Genomic DNA, 18,681 nt, shown 5'->3' with positions numbered 1-18,681 from the left:
CGCGATCACGTCGACACGGAGCGGTCACGGTGATCGACTACACGGTCTCCGTGCGGATGACGCGGTGGCGGCCGATCGGCAGCATCAGCGGACGCTGCGACACCGGGTCGACGATGACGCTGCTCTCGATCCCGAAGACAGCCTTCACGGTGTCGGGCATCAGGACCTCCTCCGGCGTGCCAGCAGCGTGGACGGCCCCGCCGACCATGGCGATCAGGTGGTCGGCGTAGCGGGCCGCCAGGTTGAGGTCGTGGAGCACCATCACGACCGTCGTGCCGCGACGATCGTTGAGATCGATGAGCAGATCGAGCACCTCCACCTGGTGGCACACGTCGAGGAACGTCGTCGGCTCGTCGAGCAGCAGGACATCGGTGTCCTGGGCCAGCGCCATGGCGATCCACACGCGCTGGCGCTGGCCGCCGGAGAGCTCGTCGACCGGCCGGTCGGCGAGGTCGGCGACCTGGGTGGCATCGAGCGCCTCGGCCACCGCCCGATCGTCCTCGCTGCTCCACCGGGCGAAGAGCCGCTGGTGGGGATGCCGCCCGCGTCCCACGAGGTCCGACACGGTGATGCCATCAGGTGCGGTGGGTGACTGGGGGAGCAGGCCGAGCGAGCGGGCGAGCGCCTTGGCCGGGAGCCGGTGCACGGCGTGGCCGTCGAGCAGCACGTGGCCATGGCGCGGCTTGAGCAGGCGCGACATCGCCCGCAGCAGGGTCGACTTGCCACAGGCGTTGGCGCCGACGATGGCGGTGACACGGCCGGCGGGCACGGTGAGGTCGAGGCCCTCGAGGACGAGTCGCTCCCGGTAGCCGACGGTGAGCTGCTCGGCGACGAGCGAATGGGCGGCGGTCACATCGAGCCTCCGGCACGGTTGCTGCGGACGATCAGGTAGACGAGGTACGGGGCGCCGAGCAGGCCGGTGACCACGCCGACCGGGTAGCGCAGGCTGAAGGCGTACTGGCCGGCGAAGTCGGCCACGAGCACCAGCAGGGCGCCGACGCCGGCGGCGGGGACGAGCAGGGTGGCACCAGGGCCGAAGAGCCGCGCGGCGATCGGACCGGACAGGAACGCCACGAAGGCGATCGGGCCCGACGCCGCGGTGGCGAAGCACACCAGGCCGACGGCGGCGACGATGGCGAGCACGCGGGTGCGCTCGACTCGCACGCCGAGGGCGGCCGCCGAGTCGTCACCGATCCGCATGAGCCCGAGGTTGCGGGCCTGGCCGAGCAGCAGCGGGACCAGCACCGCCATGGAGATGAGCACCGGCACGACCTCGGACCACCTCGTGCCGTTGAGGCTGCCGGTGAGCCACCGCAGCACGAGCTGCAGGTCCCACTGGCCGGCGGTGCTCAGGATGTAGGCGATGATGCTGTTGAGCATGGCGGCGATACCGATGCCGACGAGGATCAAGCGGGTGCCGGCGACACCGTCGCGGAACGACAGCACGTACACCGCGAGCGCGATCGACAGCCCGGCGACGATCGCCGCGGCGGACACCGCCGCTCCCGACCACGACGCCACGACGATGGCGAACGCCGCCGCGGCACTGGCGCCCGAGCTGATGCCGATCACGTCCGGGCTCGCCAGCGGGTTGCGCAGCATGGTCTGGAACGTCGCGCCGCCCATGCCGAAGCAGACCCCCGACAGGAACGCCAACGCGGTTCGAGGCAGGCGCAGGCGCCCGACGGTGAACGAGGCCTTGGGGACGTCCTCGCCGAGGATCACCCGCCACACGACGCCGGGCCCGTAGGAGGTGTGCCCCATCATGATGTTCACCGCCGCTATCGCCACGATGCCGAGCACCAACACCGCGCCGACGAGGCGCCGGCGGATCGTGCGCCGCCGTCGACCGCGCACCACGACCTCGAGCGTGCTCGGTGTGAGGGCTGCCGCGGTCACAGGTCGCGCACCTTCTGGCGCCGCACCAAGTAGATGAAGAACGGCGCTCCGATCAGCGCCGTCACGATGCCAACGTCGATCTCCTCGGGACGAGCGACGACCCGTCCGATCACGTCGGAACCCGTGAGCAGGGCGGCGCCGACGAGCGCCGACAGCGGGATGAGCCACCGGTGGTCGACGCCGATGACCAGCCGGCAGGCGTGCGGCACCACGAGACCGACGAACGAGATCGGTCCGGTCACGGCCGTGACGGCGCCGCAGAGCACGACGCCGCCGAGCGCAGCCAGGGCCCGGGTCAGCGCGACGCGCTGGCCGAGTCCGGCCGCCACCTCGTCACCCAGTGCGAGCGAGTTGAGCCCACGCGCCGACAGCATCGACACGGCGAACCCCACCGCGACGAACGGCCCCACGTGGCGCAGGGCGTCGTAGGTGGCGCCGCCGACGCCGCCGATCTGCCACGACTGGAACGTGCCGGCGATGTCGGCGCGGGGGAGCAGCACCGCGGTGGTGAACGACGCGAGGGCGGCCGACACAGCGGCGCCGGCGAGGGCCACCTTCATCGGGGTCGCCCCGCCGCGCCCGAGCGACCCGACGGCATAGACGAAGACTGCGGCGCAGCCGGCGCCGATGATGGCGACCCAGACGAACTGATCGGCCGACACGAGTTGCAGCCACACGATGCCCACGAGGACGGCGAGTGACGCGCCGATGTTGACGCCGAGGATGCCCGGATCGGCGAGCGGGTTGCGCGTCACGCCCTGCATCACCACGCCGGCGACGGCGAGCCCGGCGCCGCTGATCGCCGCCAGCAGGGTGCGGGGGATGCGCTTGGCGACGGCGGCCTCTTCGAGCGTGTCGGTGCTGCCGCCGAGGGCGGCGACGATGTCGTGCCACCCGACCGAGCGGGAGCCGATCCGCACCGAGGCGATGAGCAGGAGCAACAAGACGACGGCGACGGCCAGCAGCCACACCGCGCGCCATCGCGGCGGGCGTCGCATCCGGACGCCCGCCGCAGCTGTGTCGGACTGAGTGGTCACCCGACCTTGGCGGCCGCCTCGGCGAGGAGCGCGACGTAGTCCTCGAGCACCCATGAGATCGCCAGGGGCGTGGGGTTGGCCGCGGTGCCGAGCGGCGACGAACCCGGCAGCGTCACGACCGAGCCACGCTCGATGGCGGGGATCTGCGACAGCAGCGGATCGTGTGCGACCTCGGCGAGCGTCTCGTCGTTCTCGTCGCCGTAGGTGACGATGATGTCGACGTCGTCGAACACGTCCATCTGCTCGGAGCTCTGCGACAGCGCGAAGCGGTCGGTGCCGGCCGAGAGCTCGTCGATGCTCGGCGGCATCGCCAGGCCGAGGTCGGTAAAGAACTGCACGCGAGTGTCGTGGGTGGTGTAGAAGCCGATCTCGCTGAGGTCGGTCGGGTCGATGTGGGTCATGAACATCGTCGTGCGCCCCTCGAGCTCGGGGTAGGCGCCGACGGTCTCGGCGATCTCGTCCTCGATCGACGCGATCAGTTCGGCGCCTTCGGCGGCCATGCCCATCGCCGTGCTGTTGAGCTCGATCATGTCGCGCCAGCCCGTCGCCCACGCGGCTTCGGGGTAGGCGACGGTCGGGGCGATCTCCGACAACGTCTCGTAGTCCTCTTCGGTCAGGCCCGAGTAGGCGGCGAGGATGACGTCCGGCTCGGTATCGGCGACGGCCTCGAAGTCGATGCCGTCGGTCTCGTCGAACAGCACCGGGACCTCGGCGCCGAGCTCCTCGAGCCGCTCGGACACCCACGGCAGCAACCCGTCGCCGTCGTCGTCGCCGAAGTTCGCCGCGGCGAAGCCGACCGGCACGACCCCGAGGGCGAGGGGCACCTCGTGATTGGCCCAGTTCACCGTGGCCACGCGCTCGGGCTTCGACTCGATGGTGGTCGTGCCGAGCGCGTGCTCGATCACGATCGGGTACTGGGCCGCATCCGTCTCCGGTGATTGCGATGCGGCCGCCGACGACAGTGCGGGTGCGGCGACGCCGGCCGCGGTGACCACCGCCAGCGCGATCGCGCGAGCTTTCAAGAGTTTCATGCCTAGACCTCCGAATGAGAACTGTTCAGTAGTCCTAACACTAGATAGTCACCACTCCAGCGACCAAGGCGGCGACGCTCTCGCCTGACACGCACAGACGTCTGTCGCGCCCCGGCACCTGCCACAACAGGGCACTGCAATAAATTTCATCACGTGAAATCTGTTGCACACGGCATGGCCTCGTGTCATAGTCGCGGCAACATCCACCTGGGGGAGGACACTGATGAAGACGTATCGATTGGGCGCGGCGCTGGCGACGGCGACCCTGGCGGGGGCGGTAGCGCTACCGGCGATGTCGGGATCGGCGGCGAACGGGCCGCAGAGCTCGCCACCGGCCAGCGGCACCGGGTTCCAGTGCGAGGAGGGCGAGACCTACGTCATGAACGTGATGGTCTCCGCCCATCCGTACTGGGTGCCGGTGTACCAAGGCTTCAAGCAGGCCGCCGAGGCGATGGGGTGCGAGACCGCCTTCTCGGGAACGCCCGACTACGACATCACCAAGCAGATCGCCTCGTTCGAGCAGGATCTCGTCACGCAGCCGGCCGGCATCCTGCTGCATCCGATGCAGTCGGACCCGTTCATCGAGCCCATCAACGCCGCGATCGACGGTGGCGTCGAGGTGGTCACGTTCGCCGCCGACTCACCCGAATCGAATCGCACCTCCTACGTCACCTCGGACAACGTGGCCGAAGCCGTGTACGCGGCCGAGGAGATCGTCGCCCAGGTGGGCGAGGAGGGCACCTACGCCGTGCTCGAGAACCCGGGCCAGAGCAACCACGACCTGCGCGTCACGGCGTTGATCTCGTACATGGAGGAGAACTACCCGGGGATGGAGCTGGTCGGGCGCCAGGCCACGAACCAGGACACCACCGTGGCCTACGAGGCCACGGGTTCGATTCTCCAGGCCAACCCTGACCTCGACGCGATGTGGATCCCCGAAGCGGGGTCGGCCGAGGGGGCGGTCGCGGCCGTGCTCGAGGCCGGTGCCGACGTGCTGATCATCCATGCCGACGTGACCCCCACGACGCTCGAGCACATCAAGGCCGGCAACATTCACATGTCGCTCAACCCGAACCAGGGAATCCAGGGCTTCATGGGCTTCCTCACGCTGTTCATGGCGGTCCACTCCGATCTGATCGATCCGTTCAACGACTGGCAGACGTCCGGGTTCAACCCGGCTCAGGTGCCCTTCATCGACAACGGGTTCTCCGTGATCACGGCCGAGAACGCGGACTCGTTCGACCTCGACGCCTACATGGACGGACGCGACACGGACTGACGTCGTCGCACGCCGGATCGAGCGCACGTGCGCCGTTCCTCGCGTGCCGGCTCGCGGGCAGGTGATGACGTACCCCACGTCGTCGCCTGCGCCGCAGGCCGACGCGAGCGGACGCACCGCCCGGCGCAGACGCCACCGATCGGCGACCCATCGAGACCACCATGGAATTCGACACCATCCTCGAGCTCAAGAACATCAGCAAGTCGTTCGGGCCGGTCCAGGCGCTGAACGGTGTCGACTTCGACCTCCGCCGGGGTGAGATCCATGCCATCGTCGGCGAGAACGGTGCCGGCAAGTCGACGTTGATGAACATCATCGACGGGATCGTGCGGCCTGACAGCGGTGAGATCCTCATCGACGGCGAGCCGGCCCACATCACGTCGCCGGCCGTGGCGCAGCGGCTGGGCATCGGATTCGTGCACCAGGAGATCGAGCTGTGTCCCGATGTCACCGTTGCCGAGAACATCTTCATGGCCGCCACCAACTCCAGTCGGAAGTGGCTGATGGACTACGCCGCACTGGAGCGGCGCGCCCGCGACGTCCTGCGTCAGCTCGGTGACGTCGACCCCGGGGCGCTGGTCCGTGGGCTGCCGATCTCCCACCAACAGCTGGTCGAGATCGCCAAGGCATTGACGCTCGACTGCCGAGTGATGATCCTCGACGAACCGACCGCCGCGCTCACCGAGCGCGAGGCCCAGGCGCTCTTCGTCATCATGCGCAGCCTCGCAGCGCAGGGCATCTCCATCATCTACATCTCGCACCGCCTCGCCGAGATCTTCGGCCACTGCGATCGCGTCACGGTGTTCCGCGACGGCAAGCACATCGTCACCCACGACGTGGCCGAGACCACGCCGACCGAGCTCGTCAACTCGATGGTCGGCCGCGTGCTCGACTCCCAGTACCCGGACAAGCAGGGCGACGAGGACGGCTCCGCGGTGATCCTGTCGGTCCGCGACCTCACCGAGCGACGGCGGTTCCGCAACATCTCGTTCGAGGTGAGAAGCGGCGAGATCCTCGGCCTGGCCGGGCTCATCGGAGCCGGTCGCAGCGAGATCGCCAAGGCGATCTGCCGCCTGGAGGGCGACGTGACCGGAGAGGTTCACCTCAACGGGCGACGCGTCAAGCTCCGCCACTACCAGGACTCGATCGCCGAAGGGATCGTCTACCTCTCGGAGGACCGCAAGGGCGATGGCGTGTTCCTCGACATGTCGATCGCCGCCAACGTGTCGGCGATGTCGCTGGGCAAGGTGTCGCGCCGGGGCCTCATCAACCACCGTCTCGAGCGGCAGCTCGCCGAGCGGACCGGACGTGAGCTACGGCTCAAGTACGGGCATCTCAGCGACGACGTGTCCACGCTGTCGGGAGGCAACCAGCAGAAGGTCGCGCTCACCAAGCTCCTGTCGGTCGATCCGAAGATGATCTTCCTGGACGAGCCGACACGCGGCGTCGACGTCGGCGCCAAGGCCGAGATTCACGGCATCTTGCGCCAGCTCGCGCGCGACGGAATCGGGCTCGTCGTCATCTCGTCGGAGCTGCCCGAGCTCATCGGCGTGTGCGATCGCGTCCTGGTGATCCGAGACGGCGAGATCAGCGGGGAGGTCACCGGCGACGACATGACCGAAGAGCAGATCATGCACCTCGCGTCGATCAGCGCGTCGATCAGCGGACTTCAGCAGGAGGCGGTCTGATGAGCCACGAGGTACTGACCGAACCGTCGGCTCCCGTCGGTTGGACCGCCGACCGGCGACGCGGGCCCGCCCACTACACCGGCCGATTCATCAAGATGCGCGAGACCGGGCTCCTGTCGATCCTGCTCGTGCTGGTGATCGCGATGACGTTCGCCTCACCGCACTTCATGACGTGGACGAACATGAGGGTGATGGCGATGGCCTTCGCCGTCGAAGGGATCGTCGTCGTCGGGATGACGATCCTGCTGATCTCGGGGGGTATCGACTTGTCGGTCGGCTCGGTCACCGCGCTGGCCATGGTGGTCTCCGGGTGGCTCTTCCTGCGCGGCGTCGATCCCTGGGTGGCGTCGGTCATCGCCATCGCGGCCACGGTGGCGATCGGGGCCATCATGGGGCTCCTCGTCACGCGGGTGGGGCTCCACCACTTCATCGTGTCGCTGTCGGTCATGGTGATCGCGCGCGGCCTGTGCCTGCTCGCCACCGGAGGCCGGCCCCTCGGCCTCTACACCCTGCCGGCGAGCTTCAAGGCTGTCGGGCAGGGCTCGGTCGGTCCCATCCCCGTCGTCATCATCGCGTTCGTCGCGGTCGTGGCGGCGTTCGACTTCATGCTGCGGCGGACGACGGCGGGCCGGAAGGTGTTCTACACCGGAAGCAACGAGCGGGCCGCTGCGTACTCCGGCATCCGTACCAAGCGCGTCGTCTTCGCCACCACCACCTTGTGCGCGGCCCTGTGCGGCGTCGCCGGCATCCTCTACATGGCGCGCTTCGGTTCGGCCCAACCGACGTTCGGCGTCGGCATGGAACTCAACGTGATCGCGGCCGCCGTCATCGGCGGGGCCAGCCTCTCGGGAGGCTCGGGCACGATCCTCGGTGCGATCCTCGGCACGATCTTGTTGTCGGTCGTCTCGAGCTCGCTGGCGCTGCTCGACGTGTCCGTGTACTGGCAGGACATCATCCGGGGGTCGATCCTGCTCGCCGCCGTGGTCGTCGACCACTACCTGACCAGGCGTCGAGTCAGATAGGCAGGTCGACGATGACCGACGACAGACTTGGCTACGAGGCGATCCGTCAGATCCACACGGTCTTGACGCTCCACTTCCTCGAAGAGATGACGCAATCGGAGATCGCCAAGCGGCTCGGCCTGTCGACCTCCAAGGTCAACCGGCTGATCAGGCAAGGCCGCGAACTGGGGATGGTCAAGATCGCCATCGAGAGTCCGCTGCAGCGGATCGTCGACGTCGAGCGCCGGCTGGCCGACACCGCCGGCCTGCGCAGGGTGGTGGTGACACCGACCGTGGCGGGAAACCCCGACACCAACCTGCAGCAGGTGGGTCGCGCCGCCGCCGACGAGCTGCTCGCCACCATTCGTGACGGCGACGTCATCGCGATCACCGGGGGCAAGGCGGTGAGTGCCGTCGTCGCCAGCCTTCCCCAGGACCGGACGTTCGACGTCACGGTCGTGCCGCTGACGGGCGGTGTGCAGGGCAAGTACTACACGGACGTCAACCACCTCGCCACGCAGCTCGCGACTCGGCTCGGAGGCACGTCGATGATGCTGCATGCACCGTTGTTCGCCGAGAGCCGTGCGCAGCGGGACACGCTCATGGAAGTCGGCTCGATCCGCAAGGTGTTCGACCTCGCCCGCCGCGCCCAGGTCGCGCTCGTCGGCATCGGGTCGATCCTCGCGCCCGAATCCAGCTACTACGACCTGGTCCCCGAGACCGGTGCCGAACCCGAGCAGTTGATCGCCGGCGGTGCCACGGGTGAGTTCCTCGCTCACCTCATCCGCGACGACGGCTCGGTGGCCGACCTACCGCTCAACTCGCGGCTGGTGGCGCTCAGCCCGGCCGAGCTGTCGAACTGTCCGAGCACGATCGGAGTGTCGGCCGGACCAGAGAAGGTGCAGCCGATCCGGGCCGCCCTCGCCGGGGGTCTCGTCAGTTCCCTGATCGTCGACGAGGAGACGGCGTCGTCGGTGCTCGCGTCGCTCGAAGCGGGCGGAAAGGATGGGTGAGATGCACACTCGCTGTATCGGTTCCTCGACGATCGAAGCGTCGGTCGTCGGCCTGGGTACCTGGGCCATCGGCGGATGGATGTGGGGCGGAACCGACGAGGCGGACTCCGTCGCGGCGATCCGCTCCTCGATCGACGAGGGCGTATCGCTGATCGACACCGCACCGGCCTACGGCCAAGGGCTGGCGGAGGAGATCGTGGGCCGGGCGATCAAGGGGCGTCGTGACGACGTGGTGCTCGCCACCAAGTGTGGCGTCGTCTGGCACACGCAGCAGGGCGACCACTTCTTCGACTACGAGAGCGGGCCGGCCCATCGGTACCTGGGCCGTGAGTCGATCGCCTACGAGCTCGAACAGAGTCTCCGGCGTCTCGGCACCGATCACATCGACCTCTACTTCACGCACTGGCAGGATCCGACGACTCCCATCGAGCACACGATGGAGACGTTGCTCGCCCTCAAGGATCAGGGCAAGATCCTGTCGATCGGGGCGAGCAACGTGTCGGCCGACGAGCTGCGCACCTACGCGGCGACCGGCGCGCTCGACGCGATCCAAGAGGAGTACTCGATGGTCGCGCGTGACATCGAGACCACGCTCTTGCCCATCGCCACCACTCACGGCATCTCGACACTCAGCTACTCGTCCTTGGCGCTCGGCCTGCTCGCCGGCACGACAGGGCCGGAGCGGACGTTCTCCGGCGACGACCAGCGACAGGACAATCCCCGCTTCTCCATCGCCAATCGGGAGAAGGTGGCCCGCCTCATGGAGGCGATCGCTCCGATCGCCGACGCGCACGACGCGACCAAGGCCCAGGTGGTGATCGCGTGGACGCTGGCGCAACCCGGCATCACCTTTGCCCTGTGCGGCGCGCGCACCGCCGCGCAAGCGCGTGAGAACGCCGGGGCCGGGCGGATCGAGCTGTCGACCGACGACGAGGCGGCGATCAGCGAGGCCGTGGCGACGAACCTGACGGACCTCGATGCCTGAGACCCGAGCCGGTCTCTTCGAGACGCTTCGTCGAGACGGTGGGTTCGACGTCGTCGTGGTGGGCGGTGGGATCAACGGGATCGGCGTGTTCCGCGACCTCGCGCTCCAGGGCCTACGAGTCCTGCTGGTCGAGCGCCAGGACTTCTGCTCCGGCTGCAGCGCAGCACCGTCACGGATGATCCACGGTGGGTTGCGCTATCTGGAGAACGGCGAGTTCGACCTGGTGCGCGAGTCCCTCAGGGAGCGCGATGCGCTGCTCCGCAACGCGCCGCATCTGGTGCATCCCCTCGCGACGACGATTCCGATCACGTCGGTGTGGTCGGGGCTGCTGAACGGGGTCGGCAACTTCCTGGGCCGCGCGAGCAGGCCGGCCGACCGCGGAGCGGTCACGGTGAAGGTCGGTCTGAGCATCTACGACTGGGTCAGCCGCAAGCATCGGGCCCTCCCCAAGCATCGCTTCCTCGGCGCCCGCGAGACGTTCCGGCGCTGGCCCGAGCTGAACCCCCAGGTGCGGTTCTCGGCGGTGTACCACGACGCGTGGATCAGCCATCCTGAACGGCTCGGCCTCGAGCTCATCCTCGACACCCATCGCCTGGCCGACCGCGCCGTCGCCCTGAACTACGCGGAGATCTCGCCGGACGGCTCAGGTTTCGTGGTGACCGATCGCGAAACGGGGAACCGGTATCCGTTGACGACCCGAGCGGTCGTCAACGCCACCGGAGCCTGGGTGGATGACTCGCTGGCCGGGCTCGTCGATCGGGTCGAGGCACCGGAACGCCTCGTGTCGGGCACCAAGGGTTCTCACCTGGTCATCGACAGCCGCCAGCTACACGATGCGCTCGACGGGCACATGCTGTACTTCGGGAACTCGGACGGACGGGTGTGCATCGTCTTCGGCTACCTGGGCAAGGTGCTTGCCGGCTCGACGGACATCAAGGTGGACCGAGCCGAGCGCGTCCGATGCGACGCCGACGAGTGCGCGTACATCCTCGAGTCGCTCCGGCTGATCTACCCCGCCATCGAGGTGTCCGCCGACCACGTCGTGTTCTCGTACAGCGGGATCCGACCCCTCCCGACCAGCGACCATCACCTCCCCGGTCGCATCACCCGGGGCCACTTCGTGCGGCGGATCGATGCCGCCGTCCCGCACTTCTGCATGGTCGGGGGCAAGTGGACGACGTTCCGTTCCTTCGCCGAACACACCGCCGACGAAGTGCTCGCGGAGCTCGGAAGGCCGCGCACGACCGGGACGATGGACCTCGCCATCGGCGGCGGGAAGGGCTACGCCGGAGCAGCGCTCATGGAGAGCGAACTCGTCAGGAGCTTTGGCGTGACGGCGCAGCGAGCTGCCTACCTCGTCGGCGTCTACGGCACGCGCGCCGCCGAGGTGATGGCCTTTTGCGGTGCGCGCCCCGACGACCAGCCGCTCGGTGACGGTATCGAGCTGACGGCGGCCGAGGTCGGCTTCCTCGCCCGGAGCGAGCTCACGGTCCGGCTCGACGACCTGATCCTGCGCCGCACCTCACTGGCGATCACCGGCACCGTCGATACGGGACTGATCGAGGCCGTCGCCTCGGTCGCCGGCGACGAGCTCGGCTGGGACGAGTCACGCGTCCGAGCCGAGATCGAGCAACTGGTCGCGGATCTGGAGCGGTATCACGGCGTCGGGAGGGACACGCTCGACCGCCGTCTGAACGAAAGGAACGCAACGTGCGGATGAACACCCTCGCCCGCCTCAACCGCCTGTTCGGGGAGGGGGGCTGTCTCGATGTCGCCGTGGATCACGGTGTGTGCAACGAACCGAGCTTCCTTGCCGGTCTGGAGGACATGGAGCGGGTGGTGGGGACGCTGGTCGACGCCAAGCCTGACGCCATCCAACTGGCCTATGGGCAGGCCGATCTCCTGCAGCGCCGACCGGGCAGGGACAAGCCCGCCCTCGTGATGCGCATCGACCTGGGCAACCCGTACAACAGCCAACGGCACCGGGTGATGTGGGCGACGCTGCAGAACCACGGAGAGCCGATCATCGGCGCGCTCGAGCTGGACGCGGCGTGTGTGGTCGTCAACCTCTTCATGTTGCCCGACGAGCCCGACCTGTTCCGGCAGTGCGTCGAGAACATCAGCCGCGTCCGGGCGTCGTGCAGCCTCTACGGGATGCCGCTCATGATCGAACCACTCGTGATGTTGCCCAACGACGAGCGAGGCGGTTACCAGGTGGATGGCGACGCCGACAAGATCGTCACCCTGGTCCGGGTCGCCAGCGAGCTGGGCGCCGACATCATCAAGGCCGACCCGACCGACGATCCCGACGACTTCCACCGGGTCGTCGAGGCGGCCCGGGTGCCCGTCCTCGTACGCGGCGGCGGCAGGGAGGATCTGCGGTCGGTACTGATCAGGTCGGCGGCGTTGCTGGCCCAGGGCGCCCGGGGCCTGGTGTACGGCCGCAACGTGTACCAGCACGACAATCCGGCAGCGGTCGTCAACGCGTTGATGGCGATGATCCACCATGGGGCATCGGGTGACGAGGCGTGGGAGATCTACCAGCGTGGGTGAGCCGATTCGCTACCTGCTCGGTCTCGATGTCGGCAACACCGTCATCAAGTCCGTGCTGTTCGACCTCGACGGTCGCGCCGTCGCGGCCAACGCGGTCGACGGGCACTCGGCGACGCCAGAACCAGGGCACGTGGAACGGGACCTCGATGAGCTGTGGCGCAACGGGAGCGAAGCGATCGGCCGCTGCCTCGCCGATGCCGGCGTGGACCCCCGGCACATCGGAGCGGTCGGCTGCTCCGGACACGGCAACGGTCTGTATCTGCTCGACGGGGACGATCGACCTCTGATCGGCATCCAGTCGATCGACACGCGCGCTGCTGCGCTGGCCGAGGAGCTGGCCGCCGAGCGCGGCGACGCGCTCCACGCCGTGTGTCTCCAACGACCCTGGCCGTCGCAGACCCCGGTGCTCCTGGCGTGGTTGCGCCGTCACCGGCCGGCGGCGTTGGAGCAGGCCGAGACGCTGCTGATGTGCAAGGACTACCTCACGTTCAAGTTGACCGGGCGCAAGGTGAGCGACGTGTCCGACATGTCGGGGGCGGGGCTGCTGCGGATGCCCGAATGCCGCTACGACCACGAGCTCCTCGCCCTCTACGGCCTGGACGGGCTCGATCGACTCCTGCCTCCGCTCATCGACCCTGTCGACATCGTTGGGGGGATCAGCGCGTCGGCCGCTGCGCAGACGGGGCTGGCCGAGGGCCTGCCCGTGATCGGCGGGTTCTTCGACGTCGTCGCCAGTGCGCTGGGCTCCGGCGTGGTCGCGCCCGGAGCGGCGTCGGTCATCGTCGGCACGTGGTCGATCAACCAGTTCATCTCGCGCGAACCGGTCGTGGATCGCTCGCTCTTCATGGTGTCGGGGTTCGGGCGCGGTCGCTTCGTGAACATGGACAACAGCGCCACCTCGGCGGCGCATCTGGAGTGGTACGTCCGCGAGTTCGTCGAGCGCGGCGGGCATCATGACGATCCGTTCGGTTGGTGCCAGCAGCGCGTGGCCGACGTCGAACCTCGGCTCGACGATCCGTACTTCCATCCGTTTCTCTACGGGTCGGGCCGCGGCCCGCACGCCCGCGCGGGCTTCTACGGCCTCGCCGGATGGCACGGCGAAGGCCATCTGCTGCGGGCGCTCATGGAAGGGGTGGTGTTCGAGCACCGGCGCCACGTGGAGGTGCTGCGTGCCGCGGGTGCCACGTTCGGCGAGGCCACGTTGTCCGGCGGCGGGGCCCGCAGTGCCCTGTGGCCGCAGATGTTCGCGGACTGTCTGGGCGTCCCGATCGATGTCGCCGAGGCAGAAGAGACCGGTGCCCTCGGTGCCGCGCTCGGTGCCGGAGTCGGCGTGGGCATCTTCGACACCTACGAACGCGCCGTCAGCCGGATGACCCGAGCGCACCGGCGCTTCGAGCCCACCGCCGCGATGACATCGCACTACGACCAGCGGTATGCGACCTACCGCCGCCTCGCCGACGCGCTGCACGACTTCTGGAGCGAACAGCAGCAACGGGGCACCCGAGGAACAAACGAAGGACGGGGGAAGGAATGAGCAACAGAGCCGCAGCGCTCGAAGGCCGCTACGACTACATCATCGTCGGGGCCGGCACGGCCGGCTGCGTGCTGGCCAACCGCCTGACGGAGGACCCAGACACGCGGGTGCTGCTGCTCGAGGCGGGCGGCGACGACCGCTACCGCTGGGTCCACATCCCCGTCGGCTACCTCTACTGCATCGGCAACCCCCGCACCGACTGGCGGATGACGACGGGCGCCGAACCGGGACTCAACGGGCGATCGTTGTCGTACCCGCTGGGCAAGCTGCTCGGCGGCTGCACGTCGGTGAACGGCATGATCTACATGCGCGGCCAGGCGAACGACTACGACCACTGGCGCGCGCTGGGGAACTGCGGATGGGGGTGGGACGACGTCCTGCCCTACTTCGTGAAGTCCGAGGATTACCACGGCGGCGCATCCGAGTTCCACGGCGCAGGCGGCGAGTGGAAGGTCGCGCGCCAACGCTTGACCTGGGACATCCTCCGTGCCGTCCAGGCCGGGGCGGCTGAGCTCGGCATCATGCCCCGCGACGACTTCAACCAGGGTGACAACGACGGGACGGGCTTCTTCGACGTGAACCAGCACAACGGCTGGCGCTGGAACACCGCCAAGGGTTTCCTGCGGCCGGCGATGAAGCGCCCCAACCTGCGGGTGCTCACGGACGCGCCGACCGAGGCGATCCTGTTCGACGGCAAGCGCGCCACGGGCGTGCGGTACCGACAGGGCAACGCCGTGCGTTCGGCCTGTGCCGACGCCGAGGTGCTGGTCGCCGCCGGATCGATCAACTCGCCGCGGCTGCTCGAGCTCTCGGGTGTCGGGTCGCCCGCGATCCTCGCCGAACGCGGTGTCCCGGTGGTGCACGGCAACGCGGCGGTCGGCGAGAACCTCCAGGACCATCTGCAGATCCGCACGGTGTTCAAGGTGACCGGCGCCCAGACCCTCAACACGATCGTCAACTCGCCGTTCGGCAAGGCACGCATCGGTTTGCGGTACGCGTGGTCGCGCACCGGGCCGATGTCGATGGCGCCGAGCCAGTTCGGGATGTTCGCCCGGTCGGACCCGTCGATGCCCACACCGGATCTCGAGTACCACGTGCAGCCGCTGTCGACCGACAAGCTCGGCGATCCGTTGCACCGCTTCTCGGCGATCACCGTCTCGGCGGTCAACCTACGCCCCGACAGCGTCGGTTCGACCCATCTCGCGAGCCGCGACCTGTCCACCCAGCCCGAGATCCGGTTGAACTATCTGACGGCCGAGCGTGACCGGCATGTGGCGGTGGCGTCGGTCCGCCTCGGCCGTCGCATCATGGCGGCGAGAGCGCTGCAGCGGTATCACCCCGAGGAACTGCGGCCCGGCGTGGACGTGCAGTCCGACGAGGACCTGGCGCGCGAGGCGGGCAACCTCGGCACGACGATCTTCCATCCGGTCGGCACCTGCAGGATGGGTAACGACGAGGGGGCGGTCGTCGGCCCCGACCTCCGGGTCCACGGGCTGGAACGGCTCCGAGTGGTCGACGCGTCGATCATGCCGAAGATCGTGTCGGGCAACACGGCATCGCCCGTGGTGATGATCGCCGAGAAGGCCGCCGACATGATCCGCAACGGCAACAGGGTCGGCTCTCCGGGCCGCTGATCTCTTGTCGAAGCGGAATCGCCATGGGATCGCCGGAGGCTCTTGAGCAACGGGCTCTCCCTGCGCCAGGATGTCGTCCACTGTGACGAGCCTCCCGGACTTCGACGCGGCGCAGCCGAGACGGGCGCTGGTGGTGCGCGGCGGTTGGGACGGACATCAGCCGGTGGAGACGACCGAGCTGTTCATCCCGTTCCTCATCGAGAACGGCTTCGCCGTCGATGTGCATGAGGATCCCGCGTGCTACGCCGACCGAGCCTTGATGGCCGGAGTGGACCTCGTCGTGCAGTGCGTGACGATGGGATCGATCGGGTCTGATGAGATCGCCGGGCTGCGGGCCGCGGTGGAGGCGGGCACGGGTCTGGCCGGTTGGCACGGCGGGATCGTCGACTCCTTCCGCAACGAGCCCAGCTACCTGCAGCTCGTGGGCGGGCAGTTCGGCGCCCATCCTGGGCGACCGCCCGAGGAGTGGACCGGTGGGCCCGGCGACAACTTCGTGGCCCACACCGTCACGATCAGCGACCGCGCCCACCCGATCACGTCGGGCGTGCCCGACTTCGAGCTGGTGACCGAGCAGTACTGGATGTTCGTCGACGGCTACAACGACGTGCTGGCGACGACGACGCAGCGCCGACGACCCGGCGATCCGTGGCACGGCGAGGTCGTCTCGCCGGTGGTGTGGACGAGGCGTTGGGGTGCCGGGCGGGTGTTCGTGGCGACGCCGGGGCACGATGTGGACGTCCTGCGCGATCCGAACGTCGAGCTGATCGTCCGACGAGGGCTGCTGTGGGCGAGCCGGTGAGCGCTGGTGTCACCGGCGAGCCGGTGACGGTCGCGATGGTCGGGTGCGGAAACATCTCCGGCCAGTACCTCGACTCGTTCGGCAGACTGCCCAACCTGCGACTGGTCGCCGTCTGCGACGAGGTGGAGGCGGCGGCTGCGCGGGTCGCGGCCGAGCATGACGTGCCGGCCCGCCCGCTGGCGGACGTTCTCGCCGACCCCGGGATCGAGGTGGTCGTCAACCTGACCACGCCGCAGGCGCACGCGCCGGTGTCGATCGCGGCGTTGCGCGCGGGCAAGCACGTGTACCAGGAGAAGCCGTTCGCGCTCGGCGCCGACGAGGCGGCGGCGATGCTGGAGGACGCCGCGGCCGCCGGACGGCGGATCGGCTGCGCGCCGGACACGGTGTTGGGCACGTCCGTCCAGACCGCCCGGCGGCTCGTCGACGATGGCGAGATCGGCGCTCCCATCGGGGCCACCGCCTTCATGCTGAGTCCGGGGCACGAGTTGTGGCACCCGAACCCAGGCTTCTACTACCAGCCCGGCGGCGGGCCGCTGCTGGACATGGGCGTGTACTACCTCACGGCGCTCGTCACCCTGCTCGGTCCGATCACCGCCGTCGCCGCGATGGGCTCGCGGGCTCGGGCGACGCGGCTCGTGCCGGACGGGGCGCCGCGGGCCGGCGAACAACTCGACGTCGAGGTCGACACCTTCGTCTCGACGCTGCTCCGCCATGCGTCCGGCGCGCTCACCACGCTCGTCGTCAGCTTCGACACTGTTTCCACCGCGCTTCCACCGATCGAGGTGTACGGCACGAAGGCCAGCCTCTCCGTTGCGGATCCCAACCGGTTCGCCGGGACGGTCGGGATCGCCCGCGTGCCACACGGTGCGTTCGAGGATGTCGGCGAGCTCGCCGGGTACCGCAACGCCGGCCGGGGCGTCGGCGTTGCCGACCTCGCCCGCGCGTTGCGCACCGGCGAGCCGCACCGCCAGAGCGCCGAGCTCGCCTTCCATGTCAACGAGGTGATGGCCCGTGTCCTCGAAGCCACGCGAAGCGGCGGCACGGTCGACGTCACCAGCAGCTGCGAGCGGCCGGCGCCGGTGCCCCCAGGTGCCACGCCCGAGCGAGCTTGACGCGTCACCGCCCGTCGAGGACCGACGTTCAGCTCGGCAATTCGCGAGGCGCGTAGACGTGCTCGGACGACGAGCTCTCCCGGACGATGAGTCGATGACCCGCCGTGACCTCCTGTGGCGGTGGGGGAGGCGGGTGTCGACGCAGGCGCGTGGCGAGCAGCTCGACACTCGTCGTGGCGATGTAGGGCTTGTCGGGGGCGACGGTGGTCAGCGACGGCCTGCCGAACCGCCCGTCTTCGATGTCGTCGAACCCGACGACGGCGATCTCGCCCGGTACGTCGACGCGATGCTCGTAGAGCGCCCGCAGCGCGCCGAGAGCGAGGAGATCGTTGAAGCAGAAGATCGCGTCCGGCGGCTCGGGGAGGCGCAAGAGCTCGTGGGCTGCGGCGGCGCCGGCCTCGCGGTGCCATTCCCCGGCGGGGCGAACGAGCTCGGGCCGATAGGGCAGGCCTGCCGCTTCCAGCGCGCCGCGGTACCCGGTGAACCGCTGGTGCGCCGTCTGGGCCGACTCCCGGGCCTGGGCGCCGACCGCCGCGATGCGCCGCCGACCGCTTGCCGCGAGGTGTTGCACCGCTTCGAACGAGGCGGCGACGTTGTCGATGGCGACATGGTCGAGCTGGATGCCCGAGACCCGTTCACCGAGCAGGACCACCGGCGCCGTCCCGCTGGCGCCCAGTTCCTCGGGACCGAGCGCCAGCGGGCTGAGGATCACGCCGTCGACGAGGTGGGTGCGCACACCCTGGAGCGCCATCATCTCGCGTGATCGAAGGCCATCGGTCTGTTCGATGAGAACGGTCCACGAATGCGCTGCTGCGGCGGCGGTGACGAGGCGCGCCATCTCGGCGAAGTACGGGGCGTCCAACTCGGGCAGCGCGAGGGCGATCAGCCCCGTGCGCCCGCGCGAGAGGTTGCGGGCCGAGAGATTCGGGCGGTAGCCGAGCGCGTCGATCGCCTTCAGCACGCGGCTGCGCGTCTCGGGTCTGATGAACGGGTAGTCGTTGACGACGTTCGACACGGTCTTCATCGAGACGCCCGCCGCCTCGGCGACCTCCCGCATCGTCACTGGGCGCGTCCTCGCCGGCACGGTCGCAGTCTCGCGCAATCAGGTCTTTACAG

General features: G+C 69.0%; 16 protein-coding genes. 11 read left to right on the top strand and 5 right to left on the bottom strand.

Going from position 1 to position 18,681, the window contains the following annotated elements:
* Positions 1 to 37: 37 nt before the first annotated feature.
* Genes DN771_RS06970 through DN771_RS06955 form a run of 4 tightly spaced genes read right to left on the bottom strand, consistent with a single transcriptional unit; the run spans position 38 to position 3,967 of the window.
* Entirely contained in the window at positions 38 to 853 is an 816-nt protein-coding gene (locus DN771_RS06970; RefSeq protein WP_116996638.1) for an ABC transporter ATP-binding protein, read from the bottom strand.
* Positions 850 to 1,899, bottom strand: coding sequence for a FecCD family ABC transporter permease (locus tag DN771_RS06965; RefSeq protein WP_116996637.1), 1,050 nt, complete (start codon positions 1,897 to 1,899; stop codon positions 850 to 852). The genes DN771_RS06970 and DN771_RS06965 overlap by 4 nt, the downstream gene beginning before the upstream one ends.
* Entirely contained in the window at positions 1,896 to 2,936 is a 1,041-nt protein-coding gene (locus DN771_RS06960; RefSeq protein WP_205528455.1) for a FecCD family ABC transporter permease, read from the bottom strand. The genes DN771_RS06965 and DN771_RS06960 overlap by 4 nt, the downstream gene beginning before the upstream one ends.
* Entirely contained in the window at positions 2,933 to 3,967 is a 1,035-nt protein-coding gene (locus DN771_RS06955) for an iron-siderophore ABC transporter substrate-binding protein (protein WP_116996635.1), read from the bottom strand. The genes DN771_RS06960 and DN771_RS06955 overlap by 4 nt, the downstream gene beginning before the upstream one ends.
* A 223-nt stretch (positions 3,968 to 4,190) precedes the next feature.
* On the opposite strand from DN771_RS06955, the gene DN771_RS06950 reads away from it, so the two are divergent.
* From DN771_RS06950 to DN771_RS06900, 11 genes are all read left to right on the top strand, one after another.
* Positions 4,191 to 5,246, top strand: coding sequence for a substrate-binding domain-containing protein (locus DN771_RS06950; RefSeq protein WP_162941652.1), 1,056 nt, complete (start codon positions 4,191 to 4,193; stop codon positions 5,244 to 5,246).
* Between the two features lie 161 nt (positions 5,247 to 5,407).
* A complete protein-coding gene (locus DN771_RS06945) occupies positions 5,408 to 6,934 on the top strand; it encodes a sugar ABC transporter ATP-binding protein (RefSeq protein ID WP_116996633.1) in 1,527 nt (508 codons plus the stop codon).
* Positions 6,934 to 7,956, top strand: a complete 1,023-nt coding sequence (locus DN771_RS06940; RefSeq protein ID WP_116996632.1) for an ABC transporter permease — start codon at positions 6,934 to 6,936, stop codon at positions 7,954 to 7,956. The genes DN771_RS06945 and DN771_RS06940 overlap by 1 nt, the downstream gene beginning before the upstream one ends.
* 11 nt (positions 7,957 to 7,967) lie before the next feature.
* On the top strand, positions 7,968 to 8,948 hold the full coding sequence (locus DN771_RS06935; RefSeq protein WP_116996631.1) for a sugar-binding transcriptional regulator: 981 nt from the start codon (positions 7,968 to 7,970) through the stop codon (positions 8,946 to 8,948).
* Positions 8,941 to 9,933 carry an aldo/keto reductase gene (locus tag DN771_RS06930; RefSeq protein WP_116996630.1) on the top strand — a complete coding sequence of 331 codons (993 nt, stop codon included), beginning with the start codon at positions 8,941 to 8,943 and terminating at the stop codon, positions 9,931 to 9,933. Before DN771_RS06935 ends, DN771_RS06930 begins: the two co-directional genes overlap by 8 nt.
* A complete protein-coding gene (locus tag DN771_RS06925; RefSeq protein WP_116996629.1) occupies positions 9,926 to 11,653 on the top strand; it encodes a glycerol-3-phosphate dehydrogenase/oxidase in 1,728 nt (575 codons plus the stop codon). The genes DN771_RS06930 and DN771_RS06925 overlap by 8 nt, the downstream gene beginning before the upstream one ends.
* Positions 11,650 to 12,486 carry a class I fructose-bisphosphate aldolase gene (locus tag DN771_RS06920; protein ID WP_227462289.1) on the top strand — a complete coding sequence of 279 codons (837 nt, stop codon included), beginning with the start codon at positions 11,650 to 11,652 and terminating at the stop codon, positions 12,484 to 12,486. The genes DN771_RS06925 and DN771_RS06920 overlap by 4 nt, the downstream gene beginning before the upstream one ends.
* Positions 12,479 to 14,020: an FGGY-family carbohydrate kinase gene (locus DN771_RS06915; RefSeq protein ID WP_205528453.1), complete on the top strand. Its 1,542-nt coding sequence runs from the start codon at positions 12,479 to 12,481 to the stop codon at positions 14,018 to 14,020. The genes DN771_RS06920 and DN771_RS06915 overlap by 8 nt, the downstream gene beginning before the upstream one ends.
* Positions 14,017 to 15,654 (top strand): GMC family oxidoreductase, encoded by a 1,638-nt coding sequence (locus DN771_RS06910; RefSeq protein ID WP_116996626.1) that lies wholly within the window; start codon positions 14,017 to 14,019, stop codon positions 15,652 to 15,654. The genes DN771_RS06915 and DN771_RS06910 overlap by 4 nt, the downstream gene beginning before the upstream one ends.
* Before the next feature lie 82 nt (positions 15,655 to 15,736).
* Complete coding sequence (locus DN771_RS06905) at positions 15,737 to 16,453, top strand: ThuA domain-containing protein (RefSeq protein ID WP_205528452.1); 717 nt, start codon at positions 15,737 to 15,739, stop codon at positions 16,451 to 16,453.
* On the top strand, positions 16,450 to 17,565 hold the full coding sequence (locus tag DN771_RS06900; protein ID WP_205528451.1) for a Gfo/Idh/MocA family protein: 1,116 nt from the start codon (positions 16,450 to 16,452) through the stop codon (positions 17,563 to 17,565). Before DN771_RS06905 ends, DN771_RS06900 begins: the two co-directional genes overlap by 4 nt.
* 28 nt (positions 17,566 to 17,593) lie before the next feature.
* Here DN771_RS06900 and DN771_RS06895 read toward each other — a convergent pair whose 3' ends face one another.
* Complete coding sequence (locus tag DN771_RS06895; RefSeq protein WP_116996812.1) at positions 17,594 to 18,622, bottom strand: LacI family DNA-binding transcriptional regulator; 1,029 nt, start codon at positions 18,620 to 18,622, stop codon at positions 17,594 to 17,596.
* Positions 18,623 to 18,681 lie beyond the last annotated feature (59 nt).

This window comes from Desertimonas flava (genome assembly GCF_003426815.1).
GTDB lineage: Bacteria > Actinomycetota > Acidimicrobiia > Acidimicrobiales > Ilumatobacteraceae > Desertimonas > Desertimonas flava.
This window is presented reverse-complemented; position numbering and strand designations above follow the sequence as displayed.

Bases quoted from the DNA above. Each gene is read 5' to 3' on its own strand.
- DN771_RS06910 (WP_116996626.1), top strand. From the start codon at position 14,017: ATGAGCAACAGAGCCGCAGCGCTCGAAGGCCGCTACGACTACATCATC.
- DN771_RS06920 (WP_227462289.1), top strand. From the start codon at position 11,650: ATGAACACCCTCGCCCGCCTCAACCGCCTGTTCGGGGAGGGGGGCTGT.
- DN771_RS06930 (WP_116996630.1), top strand. From the start codon at position 8,941: ATGGGTGAGATGCACACTCGCTGTATCGGTTCCTCGACGATCGAAGCG.
- DN771_RS06895 (WP_116996812.1), bottom strand. From the start codon at position 18,622: ATGCGGGAGGTCGCCGAGGCGGCGGGCGTCTCGATGAAGACCGTGTCG.
- DN771_RS06955 (WP_116996635.1), bottom strand. From the start codon at position 3,967: ATGAAACTCTTGAAAGCTCGCGCGATCGCGCTGGCGGTGGTCACCGCG.
- DN771_RS06935 (WP_116996631.1), top strand. From the start codon at position 7,968: ATGACCGACGACAGACTTGGCTACGAGGCGATCCGTCAGATCCACACG.
- DN771_RS06945 (WP_116996633.1), top strand. From the start codon at position 5,408: ATGGAATTCGACACCATCCTCGAGCTCAAGAACATCAGCAAGTCGTTC.
- DN771_RS06940 (WP_116996632.1), top strand. From the start codon at position 6,934: ATGAGCCACGAGGTACTGACCGAACCGTCGGCTCCCGTCGGTTGGACC.
- DN771_RS06925 (WP_116996629.1), top strand. From the start codon at position 9,926: ATGCCTGAGACCCGAGCCGGTCTCTTCGAGACGCTTCGTCGAGACGGT.
- DN771_RS06950 (WP_162941652.1), top strand. From the start codon at position 4,191: ATGAAGACGTATCGATTGGGCGCGGCGCTGGCGACGGCGACCCTGGCG.